Origin of the sequence: Streptomyces taklimakanensis (genome assembly GCF_009709575.1) — a bacterium.
GTDB classification, from domain to species: Bacteria; Actinomycetota; Actinomycetes; order Streptomycetales; family Streptomycetaceae; genus Streptomyces; species Streptomyces taklimakanensis.
Map to the genome: position 1 here is coordinate 4,967,120 of NZ_WIXO01000001.1, position 23,575 is coordinate 4,990,694.

The 23,575-nt window shown below is 73.3% G+C and carries 20 protein-coding genes and 1 riboswitch; of the genes, 8 read left to right on the plus strand and 12 right to left on the minus strand.

The genetic code is table 11. The annotated features are described in order from the left end of the window. Positions 1 to 50: 50 nt before the first annotated feature. Complete coding sequence (locus F0L17_RS21820; RefSeq protein WP_155072386.1) at positions 51 to 1,016, minus strand: DUF3048 domain-containing protein; 966 nt, start codon at positions 1,014 to 1,016, stop codon at positions 51 to 53. Between the two features lie 322 nt (positions 1,017 to 1,338). On the opposite strand from F0L17_RS21820, the gene F0L17_RS21825 reads away from it, so the two are divergent. Both F0L17_RS21825 and F0L17_RS21830 read left to right on the plus strand, forming a co-directional pair. After that, positions 1,339 to 2,196: a GNAT family N-acetyltransferase gene (locus F0L17_RS21825; protein WP_338018170.1), complete on the plus strand. Its 858-nt coding sequence runs from the start codon at positions 1,339 to 1,341 to the stop codon at positions 2,194 to 2,196. Further along, positions 2,193 to 3,266: a lysophospholipid acyltransferase family protein gene (locus F0L17_RS21830; RefSeq protein ID WP_338018171.1), complete on the plus strand. Its 1,074-nt coding sequence runs from the start codon at positions 2,193 to 2,195 to the stop codon at positions 3,264 to 3,266. Before F0L17_RS21825 ends, F0L17_RS21830 begins: the two co-directional genes overlap by 4 nt. Here F0L17_RS21830 and F0L17_RS21835 read toward each other — a convergent pair. The 7 genes from F0L17_RS21835 to F0L17_RS21865 all read right to left on the minus strand — a co-directional run bounded on the left by F0L17_RS21835 (position 3,245) and on the right by F0L17_RS21865 (position 12,068). After that, positions 3,245 to 4,684 (minus strand): GH1 family beta-glucosidase, encoded by a 1,440-nt coding sequence (locus F0L17_RS21835; protein WP_155072388.1) that lies wholly within the window; start codon positions 4,682 to 4,684, stop codon positions 3,245 to 3,247. The genes F0L17_RS21830 and F0L17_RS21835 overlap by 22 nt on opposite strands. Continuing rightward, the gene (locus tag F0L17_RS21840) at positions 4,681 to 5,727 is read right to left on the minus strand and encodes an ABC transporter ATP-binding protein (RefSeq protein ID WP_155072389.1); all 1,047 of its coding nucleotides are present in this window, start codon (positions 5,725 to 5,727) and stop codon (positions 4,681 to 4,683) included. The genes F0L17_RS21835 and F0L17_RS21840 overlap by 4 nt, the downstream gene beginning before the upstream one ends. Then, positions 5,724 to 6,821 carry an ABC transporter permease gene (locus F0L17_RS21845; RefSeq protein WP_155072390.1) on the minus strand — a complete coding sequence of 366 codons (1,098 nt, stop codon included), beginning with the start codon at positions 6,819 to 6,821 and terminating at the stop codon, positions 5,724 to 5,726. Before F0L17_RS21845 ends, F0L17_RS21840 begins: the two co-directional genes overlap by 4 nt. A gap of 3 nt (positions 6,822 to 6,824) precedes the next feature. Next, positions 6,825 to 7,805 carry an ABC transporter permease subunit gene (locus F0L17_RS21850; protein ID WP_162466542.1) on the minus strand — a complete coding sequence of 327 codons (981 nt, stop codon included), beginning with the start codon at positions 7,803 to 7,805 and terminating at the stop codon, positions 6,825 to 6,827. Beyond that, positions 7,802 to 8,980 (minus strand): ABC transporter ATP-binding protein, encoded by a 1,179-nt coding sequence (locus tag F0L17_RS21855; RefSeq protein WP_155072391.1) that lies wholly within the window; start codon positions 8,978 to 8,980, stop codon positions 7,802 to 7,804. The genes F0L17_RS21850 and F0L17_RS21855 overlap by 4 nt, the downstream gene beginning before the upstream one ends. Before the next feature lie 205 nt (positions 8,981 to 9,185). Continuing rightward, positions 9,186 to 10,862 carry an ABC transporter substrate-binding protein gene (locus tag F0L17_RS21860; protein ID WP_155072392.1) on the minus strand — a complete coding sequence of 559 codons (1,677 nt, stop codon included), beginning with the start codon at positions 10,860 to 10,862 and terminating at the stop codon, positions 9,186 to 9,188. Positions 10,863 to 11,060: 198 nt separating this feature from the next. Then, the gene (locus F0L17_RS21865) at positions 11,061 to 12,068 is read right to left on the minus strand and encodes a LacI family DNA-binding transcriptional regulator (RefSeq protein ID WP_155072393.1); all 1,008 of its coding nucleotides are present in this window, start codon (positions 12,066 to 12,068) and stop codon (positions 11,061 to 11,063) included. A 526-nt stretch (positions 12,069 to 12,594) separates the two neighbouring features. On the opposite strand from F0L17_RS21865, the gene F0L17_RS21870 reads away from it, so the two are divergent. Continuing rightward, on the plus strand, positions 12,595 to 13,950 hold the full coding sequence (locus F0L17_RS21870) for a glycoside hydrolase family 16 protein (RefSeq protein WP_155072394.1): 1,356 nt from the start codon (positions 12,595 to 12,597) through the stop codon (positions 13,948 to 13,950). Positions 13,951 to 14,028: 78 nt separating this feature from the next. Here F0L17_RS21870 and F0L17_RS21875 read toward each other — a convergent pair whose 3' ends face one another. Then, entirely contained in the window at positions 14,029 to 14,397 is a 369-nt protein-coding gene (locus tag F0L17_RS21875) for a GNAT family N-acetyltransferase (protein ID WP_155072395.1), read from the minus strand. Between the two features lie 227 nt (positions 14,398 to 14,624). Next, positions 14,625 to 14,840, minus strand: coding sequence for a dodecin (locus F0L17_RS21880; RefSeq protein WP_155072396.1), 216 nt, complete (start codon positions 14,838 to 14,840; stop codon positions 14,625 to 14,627). An 84-nt stretch (positions 14,841 to 14,924) separates the two neighbouring features. Continuing rightward, positions 14,925 to 15,031, plus strand: a riboswitch (ZMP/ZTP riboswitch). Between the two features lie 30 nt (positions 15,032 to 15,061). On the opposite strand from F0L17_RS21880, the gene F0L17_RS21885 reads away from it, so the two are divergent. Both F0L17_RS21885 and F0L17_RS21890 read left to right on the plus strand, forming a co-directional pair. Continuing rightward, positions 15,062 to 16,546, plus strand: coding sequence for a glycine hydroxymethyltransferase (locus F0L17_RS21885; RefSeq protein WP_155072397.1), 1,485 nt, complete (start codon positions 15,062 to 15,064; stop codon positions 16,544 to 16,546). A 68-nt stretch (positions 16,547 to 16,614) separates the two neighbouring features. Continuing rightward, complete coding sequence (locus F0L17_RS21890) at positions 16,615 to 17,286, plus strand: DUF1707 SHOCT-like domain-containing protein (protein ID WP_155072398.1); 672 nt, start codon at positions 16,615 to 16,617, stop codon at positions 17,284 to 17,286. Positions 17,287 to 17,307: 21 nt separating this feature from the next. Here F0L17_RS21890 and F0L17_RS21895 read toward each other — a convergent pair whose 3' ends face one another. Continuing rightward, positions 17,308 to 18,711 (minus strand): CoA transferase, encoded by a 1,404-nt coding sequence (locus tag F0L17_RS21895; RefSeq protein ID WP_155072399.1) that lies wholly within the window; start codon positions 18,709 to 18,711, stop codon positions 17,308 to 17,310. Between the two features lie 158 nt (positions 18,712 to 18,869). On the opposite strand from F0L17_RS21895, the gene mmpA reads away from it, so the two are divergent. Then, the gene (gene mmpA / locus F0L17_RS21900) at positions 18,870 to 19,025 is read left to right on the plus strand and encodes a morphogenic membrane protein MmpA (protein WP_155072400.1); all 156 of its coding nucleotides are present in this window, start codon (positions 18,870 to 18,872) and stop codon (positions 19,023 to 19,025) included. A gap of 105 nt (positions 19,026 to 19,130) precedes the next feature. Then, positions 19,131 to 19,535 (plus strand): peptidase inhibitor family I36 protein, encoded by a 405-nt coding sequence (locus F0L17_RS21905; RefSeq protein ID WP_238419527.1) that lies wholly within the window; start codon positions 19,131 to 19,133, stop codon positions 19,533 to 19,535. 142 nt (positions 19,536 to 19,677) lie between these two features. On the opposite strand, the gene F0L17_RS21910 is transcribed toward F0L17_RS21905, so the two are convergent. Continuing rightward, positions 19,678 to 20,868 carry a saccharopine dehydrogenase NADP-binding domain-containing protein gene (locus F0L17_RS21910; protein WP_162466543.1) on the minus strand — a complete coding sequence of 397 codons (1,191 nt, stop codon included), beginning with the start codon at positions 20,866 to 20,868 and terminating at the stop codon, positions 19,678 to 19,680. Between the two features lie 531 nt (positions 20,869 to 21,399). On the opposite strand from F0L17_RS21910, the gene F0L17_RS21915 reads away from it, so the two are divergent. Continuing rightward, complete coding sequence (locus tag F0L17_RS21915) at positions 21,400 to 23,100, plus strand: glucuronyl esterase domain-containing protein (RefSeq protein WP_202917908.1); 1,701 nt, start codon at positions 21,400 to 21,402, stop codon at positions 23,098 to 23,100. Positions 23,101 to 23,575 lie beyond the last annotated feature (475 nt).

Sequence of the window (23,575 nt, forward strand, 5' to 3'; positions counted from 1 at the left end):
CTGTAAGGCGCGTCTTCCGTGCACGACCTTACGGGGCGTTGTCCGCGCCGTCACGACTTCGGGGCGAGAACCACCCACACCTGCCCCTGGGCGAAGTCGACCGGGTCGCCCTGCGGGGTGGTGAACTCCGTGCCGCCCTCCGCGGACGGCCGCGACCAGCGCGCCTCGTACGCCCGACCGCCGCGCAGCACCGTCGCCCGGCCGGAACCGGTGGTCTCCGAGTAGGGGGTGACGTTGTCGCCGCTGTCCCGGAAGCGGGAGTCGCGGACCGTGACGCGCTGGACGACGACCGTCGGGGCGCCGAGCCGGTCGCCGTCGGAGGTGGTCGCAGCCCTGCCGTCCATGGACACCAGCCACCGGTCGTCCTCGTCGGACCAGGCGAAGGAGACGGTGGCGTTCGGGAAGCGGACGGTCTCCTCGGTGTCGGCCCGGCCGCCCTCCGGCGCCACACCGAAGCGGAACCCGATGTCGGCGGCGCCGCTCACCCCGTCGGGCGCGGCCTCCAGCACCGCGCCGGGATCCAGGTACATGTTGTGCGGCGCGGAGCGACCCGGGTCGCGGGAGTACGCCCCCGGTGCCTCGCCGGGCGGCAACAGGTGCACCGGGGAGTCCTCCAGCACGGGGATCAGCTTGGACTGCGCCCCGGAGTAGGCCAGCGCGGGCTCGCCGAACTGCCGCAGCAGTTCGAGGTCGGACTCCCGGGCGCTGCGCACCGGGCCGACCGAGGGCGGCAGGTCGGAGGAGTAGACGGCCACCAGTCGGGTCAGGCCCGCCTCGACCTGCTCCACGTACACGATGTCGGCCCGTTCCAGGCCCGTGGGGGGTCGGGCGGCCGGCACGTTGTCGACCTTCACCGCCAGCACCGGCGCCGACGGGTCCGCGACGCTCTCGCCGGTGAACGGCGAGCGTCCCTCCTCGCCCTCGCCCCCGGTCTGGCAGCCCGCCAGCACGGCCGCCGGCACCACCAGCGACACCAGCGCCCTCGCGATCCGCCCCGGCCGCTGTCCGCTTCCCATCCGTTCGCCGCCCTCCGGCCGGGCGCGCCCAGGCGCCGCCTGATTCCTTCCCTCCCATCATTGACCGGGATGAGGGCTTTCATGTGCGTTTCGTCCCTCGGTTTCCCGGAGGGAACACCACCCCCTCGACGCGGGGCGGAGCGCGGGAGCCGGTGGGGTCGGACCCGGAGGGGGGCCACCGGGGCGTGTGTTCAACCGGCGCACACCCCGGCTCTCCGCAACGGTCACGCCGAGTCCGTCCGGCACGGCGATGAAGGAGGTGAGCCGGGCCGCCCGACGGCGGCACGGCGAACCGTCCGCAGCCGGACCAGGAGGGCCCGCCGTGTCCGTCCCCGCCGCACCCGTCCCCGCCGCACCCGTCCCCGCCGCACCCACCCGCACCACGACCGCGCCGGCGGTCCCGGGCGTTCCCCGGCCCGCGCCCGCACCGGCCGCGGAGCACGACGACGGCCCCTACACCGTCCACCTCGCCCGGGACGAGGCCGACGTACGGGCCGCGCAGCGCCTGCGGCACGAGGTCTTCGCCGGGGAGCTGGGCGCCCGACTCGCCGGCCCCGAACCGGGCCTGGACATCGACCCCTTCGACGCCCACTGCGACCACCTGCTGGTCCGTGAGCGGACGGGCGGCCGGGTGGTGGGCACCTACCGGCTGCTGCCGCCGGAGCGGGCCCGCGTCGCCGGACGGCTCTACTCCGAGGGCGAGTTCGAGATGGACGGGCTGCTGGACGGTGCCGGGCTCCGCGGCGACCTGGTGGAGGCGGGCCGCTCCTGCGTCCACCCCGACCACCGCGACGGCGCCGTCATCGCCCTGATGTGGGCCGGCATCGCCCGCTACCTGGTGGACACCGGACACGACTGGCTCGGTGGCTGCTGCTCGCTGCCGCTGGCCGACGGCGGCGCTCTGGCCGCCGGGGTGTGGGACGCCGTCGCCGAACGGCACCTCGCACCCGCCGAACACCGGGTGCGGCCCCGGCGGCCCTGGCGCCACGAGGGCGTACCGCGCTCCCCGCGCACCGTGCTGCCGCCGCTGCTGCGCGGCTATCTGCGGCTGGGCGCCAAGGTCTGTGGGGAGCCCGCCCACGATCCGGAGTTCGGCGTCGCCGACCTGTACGTGTTGCTGTCGCTGCGCGACACCAACCCCCGCTACCTCCGCCACTTCCTCTCGCTCGTCCCGCGGTGACCGGCACGGTGACGGGTGCGGGCCGCCCGGGGGCGGAGGGCGGCACCCCGTGGCTCCCCTTCTCGCCGTGCACCGTCGCCGGCTGCCTGCCCGGCCGTCCGGCCGTGGTGGGGCCGCTGCGGCGCGCGTGGCGCTGGGCCGCCCTGGCCGCCGTGGCGTCGATCGGGGTGGCGCTGTCGCCCGTCGTGCGCCGGCTCGCCCCGCGGTGGAGGAGGAGGCTGGTGCGGCGCTGGGCGGACGCGGTCGTCACCGCGCTCGGCGTGCGGGTCCGTGTCACCGGCGCGCCCGTGTCCGGCCCGGCGCTGGTGGTGGCCCCCCACGTCTCCTGGCTGGACGTCCCGCTGCTGGCCTCCGTCACGCCCGGTCGGATGCTGGCCAAGCGGGAGGTCGGCGACTACCCGGTGGTGGGACGGTTGGCCGCCCGTGGCGGCACCCTGTTCATCGACCGGGAACGGCTGCGGGCCCTGCCGGGGACGGTCGGGGAGATCGCGGCGGCCCTGCGCGCCGGGTCGACCGTGGTGGCCTTCCCCGAGGGCAGCACCTGGTGCGGCAGGGAACGGGGCGCCTTCCGGAGGGCGGTGTTCCAGGCCGCGCTGGACGCGGGGGTGCCCGTCCAGCCGGTGGCGGTCCGTTACCGGACGGACGGGCACCCCCGCGCGCCACACGGGCGGGACGCGGAGGCCACCTCGGCGGCCTTCGTCGGCGACGACACGCTGGTGGCCTCGCTGCGCCGGGTGGTCGCCGCCCGTGGACTGGTCGCCGAGGTGACCGTCCTGCCGCCGCTGCGGCACGGCATCCGCCCGGGGTGCTCCGGTTTCCCCGGCCGCCGTGTCCTGGCCCGTGCGGCACGGGAGTCGGTGGGATCGGTGGAGTCGGCGGACAGGACGAGCGTGGTGGGCGCGGTGGGCGCGGTGGGCGCGGTCGAGCCGGCGACGGGTGTCGCTGCCGGTGTCGCTGCCGGGGCCGGGCCCGACGGTGGGGGCGGGCACCCGCCGGTACCCGCCCCCACCGCGTCTCCCGTCCCGTCCCGGACGGAGCCCTCCTCCGGTCAGCCCTCGGCGGCGGCCTGACGGGTGAGCCGGACGGTGTCCCGGTACCACAGCCCGCTGTCCTTCACCGTCCGGCGCTGCGTGGCGTAGTCGACGTGGACCAGGCCGAACCGCTTGGCGTACCCGTAGGCCCACTCGAAGTTGTCCATCAGCGACCAGGCGAAGTAACCGCGCACGTCGGCGCCGGCGGCGCGGGCCGCCGCCACCGCGCGGATGTGGTCGGACAGGTAGGCGGTGCGGTCGGCGTCGTGCACCGAGCCGTCGTCGGCCGGCGCGTCGTCGAAGGCCGCGCCGTTCTCGGTGATCACCGTGGGCAGGCCGTAGTCCTTCTGGATCCGCACCAGCAGCTCGGTCAGGCACTCGGGAACGATCTCCCAGTCCATCGCGGTGCGCGGCCTGCCCCGGGGCACGATCCGGGTCACCGGCAGGCCGTTTTCGTCGGTGGTCGAGCCGTCCTCGGAGACGCCGGAGAAGACGTGTCCCGAGTAGAAGTTGACACCGAGCACGTCCAGCGGTGTGGAGATCGTCTCCAGGTCGCCGTCCTCCACGGGCAGGGTCGCTCCCCTGGCGGACAGGTCGTCCAGCACGTCCTGTGGATAGCGGCCGTGCACCAGCGGGTCCAGGTAGAGCCGGGTGCCCATGCCGTCGGCGCGGCGGGCGGCGGCCCGGTCGGCCTCGTCGTCGCTCGCGGGGGTGGCGGTGCCCAGGTTCAGGGTGATGCCCAGCTCCTCGGGCGGGTGTCCGGCGGCCCGCAGCCGCCGCGCGGCCAGTCCGTGCCCCAACAGCAGGTGGTGGACGGCGCGCATGGCGTCGCCGAAGTCACGGCGGCCGGGGGCGTGCACTCCCTGCTCGTAGCCGAGGACCGCCGAGCACCACGGCTCGTTCAGCGTCGTCCAGTGCCGGACGCGGTCGCCCAGCGCCTCGTGGGCGATCTCGGCGTAGTCGGCGAACCGGTACGCGGTGTCGCGCGCCGGCCAGCCCCCGGCGTCCTCCAGCTCCTGGGGGAGGTCCCAGTGGTAGAGGGTGACCCACGGGGTGATGCCCTTCGCCAACAGCTCGTCGACGAGCCGGTCGTAGAAGGCGATGCCGCGCGGGTTGCCCTTGCCGCGCCCGCCCGGCTGGATGCGCGGCCACGCCAGGGAGAAGCGGTAGGTGTCGACGCCCAGGGAGGCGATCAGCTCCACGTCCTGCGGCATCCGGTGGTAGTGGTCGCAGGCGGTGTCGCCGTTCTCGCCGCCGACCACGGCGCCGGGGACGCGGCAGAAGGTGTCCCAGATGGAGGGGGAGCGGCCGTCCTCGTCGACGGCGCCCTCGATCTGGTACGAGGAGGTGGCCACGCCCCAGCGGAAGTCCGCGGGCAGTTCGGCGACGGGCTCGGCGGCGGGAGCGGCCGAGGAGGACGAAGAGGGCGGGGAGGACGGGGATGCGGTGGCGGTCATGCTTCTCCAGATCGGCGGTCGTCGGTCAGCCAGCAGGCGACGCTGCGGTCGGTGTCCGCGCCGACGGGCGCCAGACGGGGCACCTGTCGGTCGCAGGGGTCGAAGGCCTTGGGGCAGCGGGGGTGGAAGGCGCAGCCGGGCGGCATGGCCCTCAAGTCGGGCGGTGAGCCGGGTATGCCGGTCAGCTCCCGGCGCGGACCGCGCAGCGCGGGGAAGGAGTGCAGCAGTCCGTCGCTGTAGGGGTGGCGGGGGTCGCGGTAGATCTCGGAGGCTCCGGCCTGTTCCACGATCCGGCCGCCGTACATGATGGCGATCCGGTCGGAGAACTCGATCAGCAGCGAGATGTCGTGGGTGATGAAGACGACCGAGAAGTCCAGCTCCTCGCGGAGTCGGACCAGCTGTCGCAGGATCTGCCGCTGCATCACCACGTCCAGCGCGGTGGTGGGCTCGTCCATGATGACGATCTCCGGCTCCAGGGCCAGCGCCATCGCGATCATCACCCGCTGCCGCATCCCGCCCGAGAGCTGATGCGGGTAGGCGCCCAGCCGGTCGACGGAGATCCCCACCAGGGACAGCAACTCCCTCGCCCGCTCGACGCGCTCGGCGCGGGACGTCTGCGGCCGGTGGGCCGCGATCACGTCGGTGAGCTGGGTGCGGACGGTGTGCACGGGGTTGAGGGAGTTCATCGCCCCCTGGAAGACGATGGAGATCTCCTGCCAGCGGAAGGCGCGCAGTTCCCGCGGGGTCATGGCCAGCACGTCCACCGGCTCGCCCTCGCGGGGGTGGTAGCGGACGTCCCCGCCGGTGATCACCCCGGGCGGGGAGAGCAGTCGGGTGACGGCGTAGGCCAGGGTGGACTTGCCCGAGCCGGACTCGCCGGCCAGTCCCAGCACCTCGCCGCGGCGCAGGGTCAGGTCGACGTCGTGCAGGGCGCGGACGGCACCCTCCCCGACGCCGTAGTCGACGGACAGGGAGCCGATCTCCAGTACGGGCGGCGCCGTGGTGACGGGGGTGGCCACGGCGGGGGTGGCGGACGTGCTCATGCGGGGGTGTCCTCCGTCTTCTCCGTGGCCGGCGGTGCGTCCGGCGTCTTCTCCGTCCGGTTCCGGGCCCGGTCCTGGGCCTGCTCCGCCCGGTCGCCCGCCGTCCGCCGCTCGGGGCCGTCCGCGCGCTCGCGCGGAGCGCGGGCGACGGGGGTGAAGCCGACCCGCATCCGGGCCGCGCCGCGGACGCGGGCGGAGGTGCGCAGCCGGGGGTTGACGAACTCGTCGATGCCGAAGTTGATCAGGGACAGGGCCGTGCCGAGCAGCGCGATGCACAGTCCGGCGGGCACGAACCACCACCAGGCGCCCTGGCCGAGGGCCTGGTTGCTCTGCGCCCAGAACAGGATCGTCCCCCAGTTCCAGTGGGAGATGTCGGCCACGCCGATGAAGGCGAGGGTGATCTCCGAGAGCACCGCGAAGATCACCGTGCCGATGAAGCCGGAGGTGATGACGGCCGTCAGGTTCGGCAGGATCTCGAAGACGATGATCCGCCAGGTGGACTCGCCGGTGGCGCGCGCGGCCTGGACGTAGTCCCGGTTGCGCAGCGACATGGTCTGGGCCCGCAGCACCCGTGCCCCCCAGGCCCACGCGGTGAGGCTGATGACCACCGCGATCACCACGTCGCCGGAGTCCGGCAGGAAGCTGGCGATGATGATGATCAGCGGCAGCCCGGGGATGACCAGGAAGATGTTGCTGAGCACGGAGAGCAGCTCGTCGGCGATCCCGCCGAGGAAGCCCGAACTCACTCCGATCAGCACCGACAGCAACGTGGCGAAGAAGCCCGCCACGAAGCCCACCACCAGCACGCCCCGGGTGCCCACCAGCACCTGGGAGAAGATGTCCTGCCCGGTCTGGGTGGTGCCGAACGGGTGTTCCAGGGACGGCGGCTGGAGGATGTCGTCGCTCATCGCGGACGGGTCGTGGGGTGCCAGCCACTCCCCGGCCACGGCGAGCAGGACGAACAGGCCCAGGATCGCCAGTCCCGTCGCGGTCTTGCCGTTGCGCAGGAAGCGCAGCCGGTCGCGGCGGGCGGCGGGGGGCGTGGCGGTTTCCGTGAGGGCGCCGCCGGCGCCGCCGGTCGTCTGTGCGGCCATCGGTCAGCCCTCCTTCCGGGTACGCGGGTCGAGGAGCATGTAGAGGAGGTCGGCCAGCAGGTTCGCGGCCAGCACGGCGAGGGTGATGATCAGGAACACGCCCTGCATCAGCGGGTAGTCCTTGGCGTTCACGCCCTGGAAGAGGACGTAGCCGATGCCGGGGTAGGAGAAGACCATCTCCACCAGCAGCGTGCCGCCGACGATGAAGCCGAGGGAGAGCGCGAAGCCGGAGACGTTCGGCAGGATCGCGTTGCGGGCGGCGTAGGAGAACATCACCCGACGCTCGGGCAGGCCCTTGGCGTGGGCGACCGTCACGTAGTCCTCGGAGGAGACGGTCACCATCATGTTCCGCATCCCCAGGATCCAGCCCGCCATCGCGCTGAGCACGACGGTCACGCCGGGCAGCACCGCGTGGTAGAGGGCGCTGCCGAGGAACTCGCCGCTGAGGCCGGGGACCAGGCCGGTGTCGTAGCCGCCGGCGGCCGGGAAGATCGGCCACTGCACGGCGAACAGGGCGATGGCGATCAGGCCCAGCCAGAAGTACGGGATGGCCGAGATGAACGTGGTCACCGGCAGCAGCCCGTCGAGCCAGGACCCGCGCTTCCAGCCGGCGAAGATGCCGATGCCGGTGCCGATCAGGAAGCTGAGCAGGGTGGTGGTGCCGACCAGGGCCACGGTCCACGGCAGGCTCTGGGCCATCACCTCCGACACCGGGGTGGGGAAGAAGGTGAACGACAGCCCCAGGTCGCCGCGCGCCAGATTGGCCCAGTAGTCCAGGTACTGCTGCCACAGCGAGCTGTCCCGGTCGAGGCCGAAGAGGGTCTCCAGGGAGGCGATGGACTTGCTGGAGAGCTGCCCCTGGTAGCGGGCGATCAGCGACTGCACCGGATCGCCCGGCATCAGGCGGGGGATCAGGAAGTTGATGGTGATGGCCGCCCACGCGGTCAACAGGTAGAAGGCCAGGCGTTGGAGGACGAACTTCACGACGCCGCCTCCGATCCGGTGCCGGAGTCCTGCGAGGACCGTGCCGTCCCCGTCGCCCCGGCGGGCTGCGCGCCGGGCGCGCCGGCCGGGGTGTCGTACAGCCAGCAGGCCGCCCACTGCCCGCCGTCGAGGTCGAAGCGCGGCGGGGTCTGGGTACGGCAGCGCTCCATCGCCATCGGGCAGCGGGGGTGGAAGCGGCACCCGGGCGGGGGCGATATCAGGCTGGGCGGCTCCACGGAGGACGGATCGACCTCCTCGGGGACCGTCGCGTCGCCGCCTCGGTCGTCCTCGCCGCCGCCGTCCGTGACCCGGTCCGGGTCGGGCGCGGAGGCCAGCAGCAGTCGGGTGTAGGGGTGGGCGGGGCGCTGGGTGACGGTCTCGCTGTCGCCGCCCTCCACCATGCGGCCCGCGTACATCACCAGCGTCTCGTCGGCGAAGTAGCGGGCGGAGGCGATGTCGTGGGTGATGTAGAGGATCGCCAGGTCCAGCCGCTCCTTGAGGTCGCGCAGCAGGTTGAGCACGCCCAGCCGGATGGACACGTCCAGCATCGACACCGGTTCGTCGGCCAGCAGCACCCGGGGGTCGGCGGCCATGGCGCGGGCGATGGCCACCCGCTGCCGCTGCCCGCCGGACAGCTCGTGCGGGAAGGACTCCAGGTAGCGGCCGGCCGGGGTGAGCTGTACCCGCTCCAACAACTCCGTCAGCGCCCGCTCCAGGTCCTGCCGGCCGCTTCCCGCCCGGTCGTGGATGCGCAGCGCGCGGGTCAGGTGGTAGCGGACGGTGTGCACGGGGTTGAGCGAGGCGAAGGGGTCCTGGAAGACCATCTGGACGTGTCGGCAGTACGCGCGCAGCGCCCGCCCCCGAGCCGCCCGCACGGGCCGGCCGTCCAGCAGGATCTCGCCGGACGTCGCCGGGTAGAGCTGGGCGAGGAGCCGGGCGACGGTGGACTTGCCGGAGCCGGACTCGCCCACCAGCGCGGTGACCGAGCCGCTGCGCAGCCGCAACGAGACGTCGTCCACGGCGTGGACGGCGAGCCGGGGGCCACCGAGCAGCGACCGCGCGCCGCGCCGCACGGGGAAGTGCTTGCTCACCGCGCGGGCCTCCAGCACCACGCGCTCGTCGCGCTCTCCGCCGGCGTCGGGGCCGGGGGGTGGTGCGGTGTGTTCTTCGGACATGGCTGTTCCTGTCATCCCTGTCGGGTCGTCCCCGACGCCCCGGTCGGGCCCGTGCCGGACCGGGCGGGGCCGGCGGGCGGGGCCCGGCGGGCGTCCGGGCGGGTGGTTCGGTCGGTTCCTCACGGGCCCGCGGTGCCCGCCCCGCCGTGGCGGCGGGGACCGTCGTCGGTGGTGTGGCGGGGCGGGCGGTCGGCGGGCGGTCCCGTCAGGAGGCGGGCCGCAGGTGCAGGACGACGTCCAGCGAGTTGGGCTGGGTGGGCTGCGGGGGCGCGTACGGGTCCTTCTCGGTGGGCCAGCCGACCCAGTTGCGGGTGCTGTACTCGGCACCGATCGGAGCGGCGGCGGTGGCCACCATGGGCACCTTCTCGACCATGATCCGCTGGAGCTCGTGCAGCGCCTCGGTCCGGGTGGACTCGTCGCTCGCGCTCGCGTACTCCTGCAGGGCCTTCGTGGCCTCCTCGTCGCGGAAGCGGCCGAAGTTGCCGCCGGGGGAGGGCTTGCCGAGCGGCTGGTACAGCTCGCCGTCCATGACGTGCTGGTACATGTCGTACGGGGTGGCGCCGCTGTTGGTCCAGTGCAGGCTGGCGTCGAAGTCGCCCTCGTTCATCGCGGTCGTCCAGGCGTCCACGGTCTGGGTCTTGACCGTGGCCTCGATGCCGATCTTCTTGACGTTGTCCTTGATGATCGACAGGCCGGTGAGGTAGTCCGACCAGCCGGCCGGGTCGGTGAGGGTCATCGTCACCGGCTTGCCCGAGGGGTCCTTCAGGACGCCGTCGGCCAGGGTGTAGCCGGCCTCCCGCAGCTCCTTCTTGGCCGCCTCGACGTCGACGGTCTGCTTCTCGCCCTTGTACTCGGGGGCGAGGAAGGGTTCACCGGCCGGCAGCGGCATGCCGGTGACGCTCTCGATCTTCGGGTAGAGCGTGGCCTGCGCCCGCACGTGGATGGCCTCGCGGTCGACCACGTGGTTGATCGCGCGGCGCAGCGCCGGGTCGTCGAAGGGCTTCTTGGCGGTGTTGAACCACAGGCCGTGGACGCCCAGTCCGGAGGGGAACCAGAGCTTGTGGTGCTCCGGGTCCTTGGCGACGTAGATCTTCTTGTAGTCGGGGGTGAAGACGAAGGACCACTCGCAGGATCCGTTGGCCAGGGCCGTGGTCTGCGCGTTGTTGTCGTTGTAGGAGGTGTAGCGCAGCTCCTTGACCTTCGGCTCCTCCTGCCAGTAGCTGTCGCGGGCGGTGAGGGTGATGGTCTGCGGGGTGAAGCTCTCCAGGGTGTAGGGGCCGGTGCCGACGGGCTCCTTGTTGGGCCAGGTCTCCGGGTTCTTCACCGTCGACCAGATGTGTTCGGGCACGACGAAGGTCGTCAGGATCTTGCTCTGGTTGACGAACTGCGACTCGGGGAAGGTCAGTTCGATGGTGTTCCCCTTGCGGCTGATGCCGTCGTAGGGGATGGCGTTGGTGTTCAGCGCCTCGTTCTTCTTGATCAGTTCGAAGGTGAACTCCACGTCCTCGGCGGTGAACTTCTCGCCGTCGGACCAGGTGGGCCCGTCCTGCACGGTGAGGGTGAGCTTCCTGTAGTTGTCCGACCACTCCCACTCGCTGGCCAGCCAGGGCTTGCCCTTCTCGGCGGGGCGGACGCCGTTCACCATGACCAGCGGCTCGTAGATCATGTGGCGGTAGCCCAGGGAGGCGCCCGCGGAGGTGCCCAGGAACGGGTTGCTGTTGTTGGTCTGCGGGCCGTTGGGCATGCCGACGGTCAGCACGCCCTCCTCGCCCTTGGCCTGCGAGCCGCCCGTGCCGGGGGCTCCGGCGGTACAGCCGGCGAGCAGGACGGTGGTGCCCAGGGCCGCCACGGCGGCGGCTCTGGTCCGGGACCGGACTCTCATGGTGTGTCTCTCCTCCGTGGGTCTTTCCGGGGGTCGCGGTGGGTGAGGGGGCCGCGGCTTTGTGAGAGCGCTCTCATGCTTCTGAGAGCGCTCTCACGAGGACTCTGCGGCGGTGTGGGGTCGGTGTGGGGTCCTGGTGGGTCGGGCGGGTCGGGCGGTGGGCCGGGGGTGCGGCCGGGGTCGGGTTCGGGGTGCCGGCTAGGGAGCCGGCCTCGGAGCCGAGTCCCGGATCACCAGTTCGGTGGGCAGGACGGCGGGTTCCGCGGGGGGTGGCGCTTCGCCCAACCGGGACAGCAGCAGGTTCGCCGCGGCCGTGCCCATCGCCCGCAGGGGTTGGCGGACGGTGGTCAGGGGAGGGTCGGTGCAGCGGGCGAGCGGTACGTCGTCGAAGCCGACCACCGCGACGTCCTCGGGCACCCGCCGTCCGGCGGCGCGCAGGGCCCGCAGGGCGCCGGCCGCGCCGAGGTCGTTGTGCGCGAAGACGGCGTCCAGCTCCAGGTCGTCGGCCAGGAGCTTCTCCACCGCCTCCACACCGGAGCGCTCGGTGAAGTCGCCCTCCACGACGCGCCGCGGGTCGTGCTCGACGCCGTGCGCCTCCAGGGCGCTGACGAAGCCGTCCAGCCGCTCGCGCACGGAGCCGAACCGGCGCGGGCCGGTGACCACCAGCGGGGCGCGGCGTCCCAGGGCGAGCAGATGACGCGCCGCCGCCGCGCCGCCGAGGGCGTTGGTGGTGGTGACGGAGGGGAAGACCGGATGGTGGGCGCGGTCGCCGACCAGCACCACGGGCAGGCCCGCGCGGTGCAGCGCGGCGGCGGCCTCGACCTCTCCCTCCGGTTCGATCACCAGCAGCCCGTCGAAGGCGTTGGCCGAGACCTGCCCGACGAACCGGGCCATCGACTCCCGGCCGCGGCCGCGGGTGAACAGCAACAGCCCGTACCCGGCGGCCTCGACGACGTCCACCGCGCCCTGGAGCACCTCGACCGTCCAGGGCCAGGAGAGCGAGGGCGTGAGCACGGCGAGGGTGCGGCTGCGGCCCCGGGCCAGGCCGACGGCGCGCGAACTGGGCACGTACCCCAGCCGGTCGATGACGTGGCGCACCCGCTCGGCGGTCCGGACGTCGACCTCGCCCTTGGAGTTGAGCACCCGGGAGACCGTCGACTTGCTGACGCCGGCGGCGCGGGCGACGTCGGCGATGGTGACGCGCATGGCACTCCTCGGCGGTTCGGCGGTTCGTCGGTCGGGCAGTCCGGCACGGTTCGGCCGGCGGCGGGGTCGAGCCCGTGCGGCGGGCGGTCGACAGACGGGGCGGCACCGGTTCCGGGACCGGTGCCGGGCATGGGCAGGGAGTCAAACGGCAGTCGGGCGGACCGTCAAGACTTCACGTCAGAATTGATGAAGATTGTTTGAGAGCGCTCTCAAGAGCGCTCTCATGTTCACTTCTTGAAGTTGAATTGGTCTCGTCCAAGCCCTTGACGTCCTGCTTCCGGCGGGAGTTGACTCACGCCTCGAAACAAGCGCGGGGAGCGGGCGATCGACGCGTCGAGCGCCGTCCGCCCACCCCCGCCGACGTGTCGCCCTGTCCCGCACGAGGTGAACCCGTGTCGCCACGACGCTTCCCCGGCTCCTCCCGCCCCACCCGGGGAGCCGGCCGCCGCCGTGACGGACCGCCGCGCGCGGGGGAGCGTCACCCCGTCCACCGGAACCTCCGACGACAGACGGAAGCGATGTGGCCATGAACCCCACCCCCCACACCCCCGGCGCCGCCGAGGCACCACCGGAGCCGGGCCGCGACAGACCCCGCCGGACCCGTCGCTGGGCGTCCGCGGCGACCCTGCTGGGCCTGGCCCTGACCCTGGCCGTCACCGGCACGGCGACGGCCGGACCGGCCGACGGCGGCGCGCCCGCCGCGAAGGCGGAGGAGGTCGCCGAGGCCCGTCCCGCGGCGGTGCTCTTCGAGGACACCTTCGACGGACCCGCCGGATCGGCCGTCGACGGCTCCAAGTGGCAGTTGGAGGTCGGCGACAACAGCGGCAACAACCACGAGCGGCAGTACTACACCCCGGGCAACGCCAACGCCGCCCTCGACGGCAACGGCAACCTGGTGATCACCGCGCGCAGGGAGAACCCCGGCAACTACCAGTGCTGGTACGGGCGGTGCGAGTACACCTCCGCCCGGATGAACACCGCCGGCAGGTTCACCACCACGTACGGGCACGTCGAGGCCCGCATCAAGATCCCGCGCGGCCAGGGCATGTGGCCCGCGTTCTGGATGCTCGGCGCCGACATCGGCGAGCCCGGCGTCGGCTGGCCCAACAGCGGCGAGATCGACGTCATGGAGAACGTCGGCTACGAACCGAGCACCGTGCACGGCACCATCCACGGCCCCGGCTACTCCGGCGGCGAGGGCATCGGCGCCTCCTACACCCTGCCGGGCGGTCGGGCGTTCGCCGACGACTTCCACACCTTCGCCGTCGACTGGTCGCCGAACTCCATCACCTGGTCGGTGGACGGTCAGGTCTACCAGCGTCGCACCCCCGCCGACCTGGGCGGCGACCGCTGGGTGTTCGACAAGCCGTTCTTCCTGATCCTCAACCTCGCCGTGGGCGGCGACTGGCCCGGCCTGCCCGACGGCAGCACCGTCTTCCCGCAGCGGATGGTCGTCGACTACGTCCGCGTCACCGGCGGTGACAGCGGCGGCGGGAGCGGGCGCACCGGCACCATCACCGGCCTGGCGGGCAAGTGCCTGGACGTGGCCTGGGCGAACAGCGCCAACGGCACCCCGGTGCAGATCCACGACTGCAACGGCAACGCCGCGCAGCAGTGGACCGTCGGCACGGACGGCACCATCCGGGCCCTGGGCAAGTGCCTGGACGTCTCCGGCGCGGGAACGGCCGACGGCACACCGGTCCAGATATGGGACTGCAACGGCACGGCCGCCCAACAGTGGGTGGTCACCCCGGCGCGGGACATCGTCAACCCCAACGCGAACAAGTGCCTGGACGTGCGGGACAACAACTCCGCCAACGGCACCAAGACGCAGATCTGGACCTGCACGGGAGCCGCCAACCAGAAGTGGAACACGCCGTGAGCGCGGCCCGGGCCCCCGGACGGCCGGGGGCCCGGGCCCTCTTCGGCGTCGAGCCGACATCCGGCCGGTGGACGTGCGTCAGCGCCGTCCGCCGGCCGGACCCCGTCCGTGCCCCCCTTCCGTCTCCTCCTCTTCGTCCCCCGGACCTCCGGACACCAGCTCCCGGTACTCGGGGTTCAGCTCCAGCCACTGCTCGACGAAGGCACAGGCCGGACGGATCCGCAGGCCGCGTCGCCGCGCGTCCTCCACGGCGGTCCGCAGCAGCCGGTCGCCGATGCCCTGCCCGCGGAAGGGTCGGGACACCACGACCCGGGGGTAGGACACCAGGTCGTCGGTGCGCACGTAGTCGACGAAACCGGTGAGCGTCGTGCCGACCCGGGCCTCGAACCGACTGTGGGCCGGTGCGTCGATGATCGACACGGGACGGTTGGTGGCTGCCGTGGGCATGCTGCATTCCTCCCGGAATGGCCGGAAACGACCGGAATCATGGGATTCCCGGACGTCCGAGTGCCACGCCACGGCGTTCCTACCCCTCCCGGCCGGGCCGCGCCGAGCGGTCGGGTCGGGAGCCGTGAAGGACCGAAGGGGGCCGAGGGTGATCGAAGGGGTGAAAGGGGGGTGAAAGGGGGCGGGGACGGACGCGGGGCCGCACGGGGCCCCGCGGTGCTCGCGTCCTACTCCCCCTCCTCCAGGCGGAAGCCGACCTTCAGGCAGACCTGGTAGTGCTCGACCGCACCGTCCGCGATGTTGCCCCGGACCTGCGTCACCTCGAACCAGTCCAGGTGCCGCAGGGTCTGCGAGGCACGGTCGAGCCCGTTGCGGATCGCCTGGTCGACGCCCTCGTGCGAGGTGCCGACGATCTCGGTCACCCGGTAGGTGTGGTCGGTCATGGTGGCCTCCTGCGGTGGTGGGGGCGCGTTCGGTTCTCGTTCCACCGTGCCCCAGGGCCGGTCGGCGCGCGAGTGCTAGGCTCGGCGGCGGGCCGTGACTGGCGCATTCGGATGGAACCGACCATCGGGGAGCGGCCCTGCGCACGTGCCGCGTCACGTGCGGACAAGAGCCGCGCGCCTGGGCCGCCCGGACCGTCGTCAAGACGCCAAGGAGAGGGCCCATGGCCACCGACCCCACCCCGAGCACCGCGGCCACCGTGGCCACCACAGCCACCACAGCCACTGCCTCCACGGCCTTCACCAGCGCCCTGGAGGTCATCCGCGCGGTCGAGCCGCGCGTCGCCGACGCCATCGGCGCCGAGATCGCCGACCAGCGCGCCTCCCTCAAGCTGATCGCCAGCGAGAACTACGCCTCCCCGGCCGTGCTGCTGGCCATGGGCAACTGGCTCAGCGACAAGTACGCCGAGGGCACCGTCGGCCGTCGCTTCTACGCCGGCTGCCGCAACGTCGACGCCGTCGAGGCGCTCGCCGCCGAGCACGCCCGCGAGCTGTTCGGCGCCGACCACGCCTACGTCCAGCCGCACTCCGGCATCGACGCCAACCTCGTCGCCTTCTGGGCCGTCCTCGCCCAGCGGGTGGAGAGCCCGGCCCTTCGGCGCGCCGGCGCGAAGCACGTCAACGACCTGACCGACGAGGACTGGGAGGCCCTCCGGCGCGAGCTGGGCGACCAGCGGATGCTGGGCATGTCCCTGGACGCCGGTGGCCATCTCACCCACGGCTTCCGTCCCAACATCTCCGGCAAGATGTTCGCGCAGCGCAGTTACGGCACCGACCCGGACACCGGCCTGCTCGACTACGACGCGGTGCGCGCCGCCGCCCGCGAGTTCCGCCCGCTCATCCTGATCGCCGGCTACTCCGCCTACCCCCGGAAGGTGAACTTCCGGATCATGCGGGAGATCGCCGACGAGGTCGGCGCCACCCTGATGGTCGACATGGCCCACTTCGCCGGCCTGGTCGCGGGCAAGGTCCTCACCGGCGACTTCGACCCCGTGCCGCACGCCGACATCGTCACCACCACGACCCACAAGTCCCTGCGCGGCCCGCGCGGCGGCATGGTGCTGTGCGACGAGGCGCTGACCGAGCACGTCGACCGCGGCTGTCCCATGGTGCTCGGCGGCCCGCTGCCCAACGTCATGGCGGCCAAGGCCGTGGCCCTGGCCGAGGCCCGCCGGCCCGCCTTCGGCGACTACGCCCGGCAGGTGGTGGAGAACGCCGCCGCGCTCGCCGAGGGCCTGATGCGACGCGGCGCCGCCCTCGTCACCGGCGGCACCGACAACCACCTCGCCCTGGTGGACGTCTCCGGTTACGGCCTCACCGGCCGCCAGGCCGAGGACGCCCTGCTGGCCGCCGGAATCGTCACCAACCGCAACGCCGTGCCGCGCGACCCCAACGGCGCCTGGTACACCTCCGGCATCCGCCTCGGCACCCCCGCGCTCACCACCCGCGGACTGGGCACGGCGGAGATGGACGAGGTCGCCGACCTGATCCACACCGTGCTCACCGCCGCCGAGCCCGGCACCACCGCCGCCGGTGCCCCCTCCAAGGCCCGGTACGTCCTGGCGGAGGAGACCGCCGAGTCCGTCGCCGCCCGCGCCGCCGACCTGCTGGCCGGGCACCCGCTGTACCCGGGCATCGACCTGGTCTGAGGGGCCGACGGGTCGCCCGGCCCGAGGGCCGCCTCGGACCGGGCGCCGAAGGCGCGTAACCTGCCGTCATGACCGACGACCTGCCCGAGATGAGGGCCTCCGACGCCGACCGGGAGCGCGTGGCCGAAGTGCTCCGGGAAGCGGTGGCCGAAGGCCGGCTGGACATGGCGGAGTTCCAGGATCGGCTGGACTCCGCCTACGCCGCCCGCACCCAGGGGGAGCTGGCACCGTTGATCAGGGACCTGCCCCGGACCGGCACCCCGGCGGAGCCCGCGGAGGGACACCGCCGGTGGGCGGATCGGGTCGGCGGCACGCCCACCTCGCGCGGTGGCGTGGCGATCATGGGCGGTTTCCTGCGCAGGGGCCGCTGGACGGTCCCGCGTCGCTTCACCGGTTTCGCCTTCTGGGGCGGAGGCGAGATCGACCTGCGCGAGGCGCGCTTCGAGGACCGCGAGGTGGAGATCCGCTGCTTCGCGATCATGGGCGGTCTCCACATCGTCGTCCCGCCGGGAGTGGAGGTCGAGGTGAACGGCGTCGGCATCATGGGCGGCTTCGACCACGGCGCCGTCGGCGAGGGAGAGCCCGCCGCGCCGCGCGTGGTGGTCACCGGCCTCGCCTTCTGGGGCGGGGTCGCGGTGGAACGCAAGTCCCGCGACCCCAAGGGCGGCGAGGGCGGGAAGACCGGGCGCGGTCACCTCGGCGACCACGGGAAGCACCTGGGGCACGGCGCGGACGGGTGAGCCGGAGCGAGGCGCCGGCCGTCAGGGCCACTCGGGTCTGTCGGCGCCCACCGGGCCCGGCGGACGCGCCCAGCCGTCGGGCCCGCCCTCGTACGCCACCGGGGGGACGGCGTGGCGCAGCCGCCCCAGCGGGCCGACGGTCTCGGTGAGCCAGTCGGCCGGGTCGTACGGCTCCCGCGCCCCGGCCACCGTCTCCGGGGCGCCGCTCAGCTCGTGTTGCAGCCAGTGCGCCGTCCGGGCCAGGGACAGGCGCGCGTGCCGGGTGCCGCCGTCCCCGTCGCCGTGCTGCTCGGTGAGCGACCGCAGCACGGCGGCCGCCAGCAGATAGCCCGTGCCGTGGTCCAGGGCCTGTGCGGGGAGCGCGCCGGGGCGGCCGTCCTCCTTCCCCTCGGCCACCGCGATGCCGCTCGCCGCCTGCACCAGGCTGTCGAACCCCCGTCGTCCGCCCCACGGCCCCACGGCGCCGCCCCACGCGTTCAGCTCCGCGACCACCAGGCCGGGCCGCCGCTCGGCCAGCTCCCGGGCCGACAGGCCGAAGCGGTCCAGAGCGCCGGGCCGGTAGCCGGTGACCACCACGTGGGCCTCGGCCAGCAACTCCTCGAAGGTCGCGCGGCCGGAGCGGGAGGCGAGGTCCAGCAGGGTCGAACGCTTGCCGAAGCCGGTGTCGGCGTGGGCGTCCGCGCTCTCGGGCATGTCGGGAGGGTCGATCCGCAGCACGTCGGCGCCCAGCAGCGCCAGCGTCCGGGTGGCCACCGGGCCGGCGATGACCCGGGTGAGGTCCAGCACGCGCGGACCGGACGGCGGCAGCGGCGGTGGTGGAGCGTCGTCCAGGCGTTCGCGTCCCACCAGGGGGAGCCCGGCCACGGCCGTGCCCTGGGGGTGCGCCGCCCACCGTTCGGGGGTGCGGACGGCGACGGCCAGGCCCCCCGCCGCGTACACCGCCTCCTCGACGTCCTCCGCGCGGCGGTCGGCCAGTTCGGCGGCGACGGCGTCGGCCGCCGCCCCCTCGTCGCCGTCGTCACCGGGGTCGGGAACGCCGAGCGCGGTCAGCAGCCGGGCACGGTGGTGCGGGTAGTTGGCGTGGGTGCGCACCCAGCCGTCGGCGGTGCGCCAGAAGCGCGACAGCGGCGCGAAGGTGGCCGCCGGACGCCCGTCGACGCGCAGGTGGCGCTCGCTGGTGAACGCGGTGGCCACCGCGCCGTCGTCCACCCGCGCGGCCGGGACGGGGGCGCCCGCGCGCCGGGCCGCCCACTCGGCCGCCGCCAGGGCACACACCGCGACGGTGGCCCGGCCCAGCTCCCGCACCGGCAGCCGCGCGGGCAGGACGGGCGCGGGGAGGCCGCGCGGGACGAGGCGGACGTGTTCGACCAGGGCCGGGTCACCGCCCAGCGCGGCCCACAGCCGGGCCCAGGAGCGTTGTTCCATGCCCGCAGTGTGCCGTACGGCCGACCCCGTCCCGGCCCGGTCCCGGCCCCGTCCCCTTGTCGGTGCCGGCAACTACGTTGATCGACAACGGAACTGAGTACCCGTACGGATGTTTGGACTCCGTCGCGGACGGCACGCTGAGAAGTATGGAACGGATCATGGAGCACACGCACGGCACCCCGGAACTGTCCCCCACCCTGGCCTCGGAGTTCGGACGAGGGCCCGCCCTGGCGTTCGGTCTGGCGGGGACACTCGCCCTGGGGTGGGTGATCGCCATGGTCTACGTCATAGCCTCCTGGGCGACGGGAAGCTGACACATCGTGACGCATTGGGTGGAATGACGGGTTCTCTGCCGTTTCTCCTGCTTCCGGCGGTGGGACGATGCGGTCGCCAACGAGGGCGACCGAGAGGAGAACATGATGCGGAGGACCACATTCCGGAGGAGGGCGCTCGTCGGCTTCGCGACGATCGCGGCCGCCGCCGGGCTGAGCCTGCCGAGCGGCGCGCAGGCCGCGCCCGCCGGTTGGAGCGACTGCCCGAGCCGGCACGTCTGCTTCTGGACGGGGGACAACGGCACCGGCCGGATGTGCGCCTGGCCCGGTGACGACCCCGACTGGCGCGGTGGCGCCATCCGCTGCTCCTGGTCCGGGACGACCAGGGCACAGTCCGTCTACAACAACGGAACCTCCGGCGCCTCGGTGTCGTACTACACGGGCGCCGACTACAAGGGCCGCGCGGGCTGCACCGCGAAGGGCGGACGCGGCAACTTCGTGGGCAACAACGGCACGGGCCACTTCCTCCGCTCCCACAAGTGGGCCTGCTGACGACCACCGCTCCCACCGCCGCACGGCACGCGCGGCCTCCCCGTTCCGGGACACGTCCGAACCGCTCGCCGAAGGCCGTCCGATCCGCGGGTCGGACGGCCCTCGGGCGTCGCGTGGGGGCGCGGGCCGCCCGGACTCCTCCTCAGGGGCGGTCCGGGCGGGAGACCACCCGGAACGAGATCCCCGCCCCGACCAGGCGCTCCGTCAGCGCGTTCCCCATCGCGACGGCCGTGGTGACCTGCCCCGAGGTCTCGGGCAGGTCGTCGAGGGCCAGGCACATCGCCGACTCCGCCAGCATCTTCGCCGTCTCGCCGTACCCCGGATCGCCGCCGGAGACCTCCGTGACCACGCGCCGGCCCCCGCCCTCGCCGAAGAAGCGGACCGTGAACCAGCTCCTCGCGCGTCGCCCCGGATCCGGGCCCTCGCCCGGCGCCCAGCGGGCCGACAACGCCCGGCGGGCGGTCGGGAACCGGGCGAGCGCGAACAGCGCACCGGCCCCCACGACGCCGCCCACGGCGACGGGCAACCGACGGACGGCCGCGTAGTGCCGGTAACGGAAGTCCGGACCGTACCGTTCCAGCGCGGCGGCCGACCGTGCCACGACCTGCGGGTCGACGGTGGGCAGCGGCACCGCCCACGCGCCCGCCTTGCCGCTGCGGCGCGGCCGGTCCAGGGGAGCGCCGATCCGCCGCCCGGCCGGACGGGGTTCCACCCGTCGCCGCTCTCGCGCCGCGGCCTCCGCCTGCCGCCGCCGGGAGAACGCCGTCAGCGCGGAGGCGAACGTTCCGCCGGAGAAGGCGCCGGACGCGCGCACGTACCCGTCGATCCGCAGCGGCACGCCCTCGGGCAGCCGCTCCACGGTGAACAGCACGCCCAGGTCGTGCGGCACGGAGTCGAAGCCGCAGGCATGCACCAGCCGTGCCCCGCTCTCGCGGGCCCGCTCGTGGTGACGCAGGTACATCCGGTCGACGAACTCCGGCTCCCCGGTGAGATCCGCGTAGTCCGTCCCGGCCTCGGCGCACGCGGCCACCAGGGGCTCGCCGTGCCGGACGTAGGGACCCACGGTGGTGGCGACCACACGGGTGCTCCCCGCGACGGCGCGCAGCGAGTCGGGGTCGAAGGCGTCGGCGTGCAGCAGAGGCAGGCCGGCGCAGGCCGGGTCGGTCTCCGCCAGGCGCTCGCGCAACCGCAGCAGCTTGTCGCGGTTGCGGCCCGCCAGCGCCCATCGAAAGCCGTCGGGGGCGTGGGCGGCCAGGTACTCGGCCGTCAGTCCGCCGGTGAAACCGGTCGCGCCGAACAACACCAGATCGTGCTCGCGGTCGTTCCGGGACACTTCTGCCTCCTGGGTGAGCGGGGGGAAGCGGACGGGATCCTCCGTCGGTGCCCGACCCTACGGCGGGACACGGACGCACGCGCGACGGGGTGTGGGGACGGGCGCCGGACCCGAAAATTTCCGAAAAAAATGAGCTTGCCTACCGGAATATGGCCGAAAAATTCTGACGAACGCCGGGGCGAGGGGCGGGTTGTGCAGTGGTTTCTCCCGTTTCGTCGGCAGGCGGTGGACGGTGGGCCCGCCGAGGGGGGCGCGGAAACGGCCGACCTGGAGCGGCCCGTGCCGTCCCGTTGTCATGTCCCGGACTCCTTCCTAGTCTGGGAGCGCTCCCGGGTCCGGTTCGGCGTCCCGCGGCTCGCGCGGACCCGCCGGGAAGTCCGCACGGACCTTCTCGACCGCGCTCGTGGCGGCGCCCCTGCCCGTCCGGACCGGCGCACTCCCCACCATCCGGCGCGCACCGGCGGCCACGTGACCCCGCGTCACCCGACAGGGGCCGGTCCGCCGACCGCGCGCCCTCCTCTGGAGGACCCCATGCGCTTCCAACGACATCGACCCCGGGTGTGGGCAGCCGCGGTCTTCGCGGCCGCCGCGACTCTGGCCGCCACCGCCCTCGGCGCGCAGGCGGGCGCCGCCGACGACCTCCCCACCGTCGCGCAGGCCGCCCCCGCCGTCGAGTACGACGGTGCCGACTGCCCGGTGCCCGAGCCGGGCGGCTCGACCGGCACCTCCATGCTCCCCGACCCCTTCACGAAGCTGAACGGCACGCGCGTCACCACCAGGTCCGACTGGCGGTGCCGACGGGCGGAGATCAAGGAACTGGCGGAGCGGACCGTCTACGGCGAGAAGCCCGGAAAACCGGAGAGCGTCACGGGAACGGTGTCGAGGACCGGTATCACCGTGAACGTGACGCACCAGGGCAGGAGCGCCGGTTTCTCGGCGAACGTCGAACTGCCCAGCGGTTCCGGGCCCTTCCCGGCCGTCGTCGTCTACGGGGGACTCGGAGCGGACACGGCCACCATCAAGGCCTCCGGTGCCGCCGTCATCAGCTACGACCCCTTCACGGTCGGGCGGGAGGGCACGCCGCGGAACAACAAGCAAGGCGCGTTCTACAGCATCTACGGCTCCTCCAGCGGCACGGGGCTGCTGACGGCCTGGGCCTGGGGCGTGAGCCGGATCATCGACGTCATCGAGCAGTCGGGCGGCAACCTCCTCACGGCGGACGCGACCGGCGTCACCGGCTGCTCGCGGTACGGCAAGGGCGCCTTCGTGGCCGGTGCGTTCGACCAGCGCATCGCCCTGACCATGCCGATCGAGTCGGGCAGCGGCGGTGTCGGCGCCTTCCGGTCGATCGCCAGGGAGAACGGCGCGCAGCCGCTGAGCAGCGCCTACTCCGAGCAACCGTGGCTGGGCGACGCGTTCGGCTCCTACACGGGCAATCCGAACTCGCTGCCGGTGGACACGCACCAGATCGTGGGCATGATCGCGCCGCGAGGGCTGTTCGTCATGGACAACCCCCACATCGACTGGCTGGGCGCCAGGTCCGGGAACGTGGCGGCCCTGGGCGGAGCGGAGATCTACAAGGCGCTCGGCGCGGGGGACAACATCACCTACTGGTCCGACGTCCGGGACGGCAGCCACTGCGCCGTCAGGTCCGAATGGAGGACTCCCCTCCAGCAGAACATCCAGAAGTTCCTGCTGAAGACGGGCAACACCTCCGGCGTGTTCAGGACCTCCCCCGCGAAGTCCGGCAACCTCTCCGAGTGGAGGAACTGGCAGACCCCGAACCTCCCCGACACCGGCACCACGGGCGGCGCCACGGGTGGTGACACCGGTGGTGACACCGGCGGTGCCACGGGTGGTGACACCGGTGGCGGTGACACCGGCGGCACCAACGCCGGTACCACCGGAGGAACCACCGGCGGCACGAACGGGGCCTGCACCGCCGGCTACCGCACGGTCAACAGTTGGTCCGGCGGCTTCCAGGGCGAGGTGTCGGTCCGCAACGCCGGCGTCGACGCGCTCAACGGATGGACCGTCGGCATGACCCTGGCCCCCGGTCAGTCCATCGGCAGCGTCTGGAACGGCCGGAACAGTGGGACCAGCGGAACCATCACGGTGAGCAACGCCCCCTGGAACGGCACCGTCGCGGCCAACGGCACCGTCACGTTCGGCTTCACCGTCACCGGCGGTTCCTCGGCGGCACCGGGCGACATCACCTGCACCAGTCCCTGATTCCCGCGCGTCCGCGCCCCGACGGTCCCGTCCCGCCGGGGCGGGACCGCCGGGGCCGCGCCCTCTCGCGGACGAGCCCGGACGAACCGCCTCGCGGCGCCCGGAGCCACGGCGCGGCGCGAGGGGAGACGGAGCGAGACGTTCCGAGATCGGCGACCGAGCGACCGAGTCGGGGGAAGGACTCGTCCGCGGCTTCCGCGACCTCGCCGACCCCGGGATCCGCCGGTCCACGGAGAGCGCGACATGTCGCATGGCGTGTCCGATGTGTTGCCGACGGCCAACAGAAAGGTATCTGCACCTTTTGACGATCTTGTCAGGAGAAGTGACCTCTGTCACACGAAAGCCATGACGACGCGTTACACGTCCCAAGGCGCCGGAAACCGTGAGAAGTTCGAAATGGCGAGCGAGGCGGGAAACCGCGGCCGCCATTTCCCACCGATCGTCACCCTGTCTTTTGGCATATTCATTTCGGTCA

Coding starts and splice junctions, on each gene's coding strand:
- F0L17_RS21820 (WP_155072386.1), bottom strand. CDS start 1,016: ATGGGAAGCGGACAGCGGCCGGGGCGGATCGCGAGGGCGCTGGTGTCG.
- F0L17_RS21835 (WP_155072388.1), bottom strand. CDS start 4,684: ATGACCGCCACCGCATCCCCGTCCTCCCCGCCCTCTTCGTCCTCCTCG.
- F0L17_RS21840 (WP_155072389.1), bottom strand. CDS start 5,727: ATGAGCACGTCCGCCACCCCCGCCGTGGCCACCCCCGTCACCACGGCG.
- F0L17_RS21845 (WP_155072390.1), bottom strand. CDS start 6,821: ATGGCCGCACAGACGACCGGCGGCGCCGGCGGCGCCCTCACGGAAACC.
- F0L17_RS21855 (WP_155072391.1), bottom strand. CDS start 8,980: ATGTCCGAAGAACACACCGCACCACCCCCCGGCCCCGACGCCGGCGGA.
- F0L17_RS21860 (WP_155072392.1), bottom strand. CDS start 10,862: ATGAGAGTCCGGTCCCGGACCAGAGCCGCCGCCGTGGCGGCCCTGGGC.
- F0L17_RS21865 (WP_155072393.1), bottom strand. CDS start 12,068: ATGCGCGTCACCATCGCCGACGTCGCCCGCGCCGCCGGCGTCAGCAAG.
- F0L17_RS21870 (WP_155072394.1), top strand. CDS start 12,595: ATGAACCCCACCCCCCACACCCCCGGCGCCGCCGAGGCACCACCGGAG.
- F0L17_RS21875 (WP_155072395.1), bottom strand. CDS start 14,397: ATGCCCACGGCAGCCACCAACCGTCCCGTGTCGATCATCGACGCACCG.
- F0L17_RS21880 (WP_155072396.1), bottom strand. CDS start 14,840: ATGACCGACCACACCTACCGGGTGACCGAGATCGTCGGCACCTCGCAC.
- F0L17_RS21885 (WP_155072397.1), top strand. CDS start 15,062: ATGGCCACCGACCCCACCCCGAGCACCGCGGCCACCGTGGCCACCACA.
- F0L17_RS21890 (WP_155072398.1), top strand. CDS start 16,615: ATGACCGACGACCTGCCCGAGATGAGGGCCTCCGACGCCGACCGGGAG.
- F0L17_RS21895 (WP_155072399.1), bottom strand. CDS start 18,711: ATGGAACAACGCTCCTGGGCCCGGCTGTGGGCCGCGCTGGGCGGTGAC.
- mmpA (WP_155072400.1), top strand. CDS start 18,870: ATGGAGCACACGCACGGCACCCCGGAACTGTCCCCCACCCTGGCCTCG.
- F0L17_RS21905 (WP_238419527.1), top strand. CDS start 19,131: ATGCGGAGGACCACATTCCGGAGGAGGGCGCTCGTCGGCTTCGCGACG.
- F0L17_RS21915 (WP_202917908.1), top strand. CDS start 21,400: ATGCGCTTCCAACGACATCGACCCCGGGTGTGGGCAGCCGCGGTCTTC.